1 protein-coding gene is annotated in these 4,295 nt (G+C 62.7%); it reads right to left on the reverse strand.

Annotation, left to right across the window (positions count from 1 at the left end):
- Positions 1 to 4,282 (reverse strand): type I polyketide synthase (locus tag F0Q45_RS24565; RefSeq protein ID WP_262491159.1); only part of this gene is annotated, 4,282 nt, incomplete at its 3' end.
- Positions 4,283 to 4,295: the final 13 nt, after the last annotated feature.

Genomic DNA, 4,295 nt, shown 5'->3' on the forward strand with positions numbered 1-4,295 from the left:
CCGTTCCCGCGATTTGGGTGTGGAGGTATTTTGCTATTGCGGTGGGGTTGGGGTGGTCGAAGATGAGTGTGGTGGGTAGTTTGAGGCCGGTGTTGTGGGAGAGGCGGTTTCGTAGTTCGATGGCTCCGAGGGAGGTTAGTCCGATTTCGTTGAGTGGTTGGTGGGGTTTTACTGATTCTGTGGATGGGTGTCCGAGTATGGCGGCGACGTGATTTTGTACTTCGGTTAGTAGTTGGGTGTCCCAGTCGTTTTCGGGGATGTTGGTTAGGCGTTGGGTGAGGGTGTCGGTCGGTGGTTGTTGGTGGGTGGGTATTCGGATCAGTGCGCGTAGCGGTGGGGGCAGCATTCCGAGGCGGGCTTGGGCGCTTAGCGCGGCGGGGTTGAGTTGTGTGGGTATCAGGATGGGTTCGGGGCGGGTGCAGGCTTGGTCGAATAGTTGTAGGGCGTAGTCGGTGGACATTGGTGTTATGCCGGTGCGTTGGATGCGGGCTTGATCGGTGTGGTCGAGTTGGCCGGTCATGCCGGTGGCCTGGGCCCATAGTCCCCATGCCAGTGATGTTGCTGGTAGGCCGTGGTGGTGGCGGTATTGGGCTAGTGCGTCGAGGAAGGCGTTGGCGGCGGCGTAGTTGGCTTGTCCGGGGCTGCCCATGATTGCTGATGCGGAGGAGAACAGCACGAACGCCGATAGGTCTTGTTCTGCGGTGAGCTGGTGTAGGTGCAGGGCGGCATCGAGTTTGGGTGCTAGTACTTGTTCGACGTGTTGGTGGTGTAGGGATTCGATGAGAGCATCGGCGAGTACTCCGGCGGCGTGGATGACTGCCCCCAGTGGATGCTGGGGTGGTAGGGCATCGAGCACGGCGGCTAGTTGGTCGCGGTCGGCGACATCGATAGCGGCGAAACTGACCTGGCAGCCCTGTTGTTGTAGTTCGTTGTGGAGTTGTTGGGCGCCGGGGGCTTGTTCGCCGCGGCGACTGGTCAATAGTAGGTGTTGGCATCGGTGTGTGGTGGCTAGGTGGCGGGCTAGCGCCATCCCGAGCACGCCGGTGCCTCCGGTGATTAGTACCGTGCGTTGGGGGTCAAAGACCGTGGTTGTGGGTGGCGGTGTTGGGGTGGCCCGACAAAGCCGCGGTGCCAGTATCGTTCCGTGGCGAAGTGCCACTCGGGATTCGGTGACGCAGCCCAGCGCGGCGGGGATCATCTGTTGTGAGGCGTCGGTGTTGTCGAGGTCAATCAGCAGGAATTTGCCGGGGTGTTCTGAGGCGGCGCTGCGTAACAAACCTTCGGCGGCCGCGGCTGCGATGTCGGGGACTTCGTCGTGATCGATGGCTATGGCTGCGTGGCTGATAAAGACTAGGCGTGATTGTGCGAGTTCGGGGATCTCTAGCCAGTTCTGCACTAGCTCTAGGGTGCGATACAACCGGGTACGTGCAGTGTGGGTAAGTGATTCCTCGCTGGTGATCGGTGCGGCGGTCAGCACCACTTCCGGGACAGTGAGTCCCTCTCGGATGGCCTCGATGAGCGCCTCGAGATTCGGGTAGTGCTCACCAGCGATGCTGGTCAGATTCAGTGGTCCGTCGTCGAGGATCACCAGCTGTGGGGCGGTGGTCTGGCTGGTGTGGATCGGGGTCCAGTGCAGCGCGTAGAGCGACTCTGGTCCTTGGCTGTTGGTGTTGGCCAGTGCGGCGGCATCGATTGGGCGGACCTTGAGGGAATTCACCGCCAGCACTGGGGTGCCGGTCTGATCGACTGCGCGCAACCACAGACCGTTGGTTTGGTTGGGGCGCAGCGTGACCCGCAGCACTGACGTGCCCCGCGACGGTATTGATACCCCGGTCCAGGCGAACGGCAGTGGCAGCTGGTTGGGGGTGTGTTCGTTGGTCAGTTCTGCTGCTGCTGCATGCAAAGCTGCGTCGAATAAGGCCGGGTGCACACCGAAACCTTTGCCGGAATGCTCATCAGAAAGGGCGATCTCGGCGAATAGTTGCTCACCGCGACGCCAGATCGCTTGCACTCCTTGGAATGCCGGCCCGTAGTGGAAGCCGGTGTCAGCAAGCCGGTCATACAGTGATGTGACCTCGATGGTCTGCGCATCAGTGGGTGGCCAGGTCAGCAACGACTCAAATCCCGTGTGGTCTGCGGCGGCGCTGAGCACACCGCTGGCATGGCGCGCCCATGGCTGGGTGGGTGTATCGGCAGCGTTGTGTGAGCGCGAATAGATAGTCACTGGGTAACGGCCGTCATCGGTTGGGGCGCTGATGCGCACCTGCAGTTGTATCGCGCCGTGTTCGGGGATCAGCAGCGGTGCGTGCAGGATCAATTCGTCGAGTCGCTGCAGTTCGGCCTGGGCGCCCGCGGCCAGCGCCATCTCCACGAACGCGGTCCCGGGCAGTAACACCGCGTCGAAAACCGCGTGATCGGCCAGCCACGGGTGCGACTGCAAACACAGCCTCCCGCTAAACAACCAGCCGTCGTCATCGCCCAGCGAGACCCCCGCCCCGAGGAATGGATGACCTACCCGCGTTAGCCCTACCGACGGCAGATCCGTGGTATCAGCAGTAACAGTGGAATGCAGCCAGTACCGCTGCCGCTGAAAGGCATAGGAGGGCAATGTCACTCGTTGTGGGTGAGCGTGGGCGAACACCGACGCCCAATCCACTCTGACTCCCTGCACATCGGCCTGGGCAAGTGCGGTGACAAAGCGTCTCCAGTCGCCTTCGCCGCGACGTAGCGATCCCAGCACCGCCACCGCCGCCGGATCGGCCGGGTTGGCTGGGTCGGCTGGGTTGTTACTGGCGGCTTCCACCGTTTCAGAGATGGGCACCGCCAAAACCGGATGCGGGCCCATCTCGATAAACGCGCGACAACCCTGCTCCAGCAGCAGCCGGGTGGTCTCGGCAAACCGCACCGGCTCACGCAAATTGCTATACCAATACTGGGCATCTAAAGCCTCGGTCGACAGCACAGCACCGGTCACCGTGGAATAAAACCCGACCGTGCCAGCGCGCGGTGTGATCGTGGCCAGCTCGGCGATCAACCGCTGCTGCACCGCTTCGACGTGCACGCAATGCGAGGCGTAGTCCACCGGGATCAACCGCGCGAAAATCCCTTCGGCCACACACTGGGCGACAAATTCTTCTACCGCCGCTGACTCGCCGGAAACCACGGTGGAAACCGGGCTGTTGACCGCGGCTACCGAAATCGTTTTCTCCCAACGTTGGAGGCGCGAGGTGACCTGCTCGGCGGCTAACCCCACTGAAGCCATACCGCCAGAATCGGCCAGCTCGGCGATGGCGCGGCTGCGCAGCGCTACCACCTTGGCAGCATCCTGCAAACTCAAACCACCAGCCACATACGCCGCGGCGATTTCACCCTGGGAATGACCCATCACCATCGCCGGTTGCACACCGCAGGAACGCCATAACTCCGCCACCGACACCATCACCGCAAACAGCACCGGCTGCACCACATCTACCCGGGTCAACGACGATTCAGCCGCCGCACCGCGCAACACCTCCTCCAGCGACCAATCCACATAGGGCTCCAGCGCATCGCTGCAGGCCCGTATGTGGGCGGCAAACACCGGCGAGCTATCAAGCAACTCCACGGCCATGGTTTCCCACTGGCCGCCTTGGCCGCCGAACACGAATGCGGTCTTGCCGTCCACGGCGCGCCCAGTCACCACCGTGGAGTCGGGTCGGCCATCAGCTAGCGCCCAAAGCCCGGCCATCAACTCCTGACGATCAGCACTCACCACCGCGCCACGATGGGCCAACCGGGCTCGTCCAGTGGCCAGCCGGTACCCCACATCGGCCGGATCGATCTGCGGGTTATCGGCCAAATAGGCACTCAACCGGGCCGCTTGCGCCCGCAACGCCGCCTCAGACTTGGCTGATATCACCAACGGCACCACCGCAGACTCGTGGGGAACCTTCGGCTGCGACCGTGGTGTCGACACCTGCTCAGCTGCTGGGGCTTCTTCCACGATGAGATGGGCGTTAGTACCCGAAATCCCGAACGAGGACACCCCGGCGCGGCGGACCCGCTCACCGGGCCGCCAGGGTTGGGCCTCGGTGAGCAGCCGCACCCGGCCCGCAGCCCAATCCACATGCGGGGTAGGCGCATCCACATGCAACGTAGCCGGCAACACACCATGACGCAGAGCCTGGATCATCTTGATCACTCCGGCCACACCCGCCGCCGCCTGCGCATGACCCATATTCGATTTGATCGACCCCAACCACAACGGCCGATCCGCACCACGGTTTTGCCCATAAGTCGCCACAATCGCTTGGGCC

This window comes from Mycobacterium simiae, assembly GCF_008370645.1.
In the GTDB taxonomy this organism is placed as follows: Bacteria; Actinomycetota; Actinomycetes; order Mycobacteriales; family Mycobacteriaceae; genus Mycobacterium; species Mycobacterium simiae_A.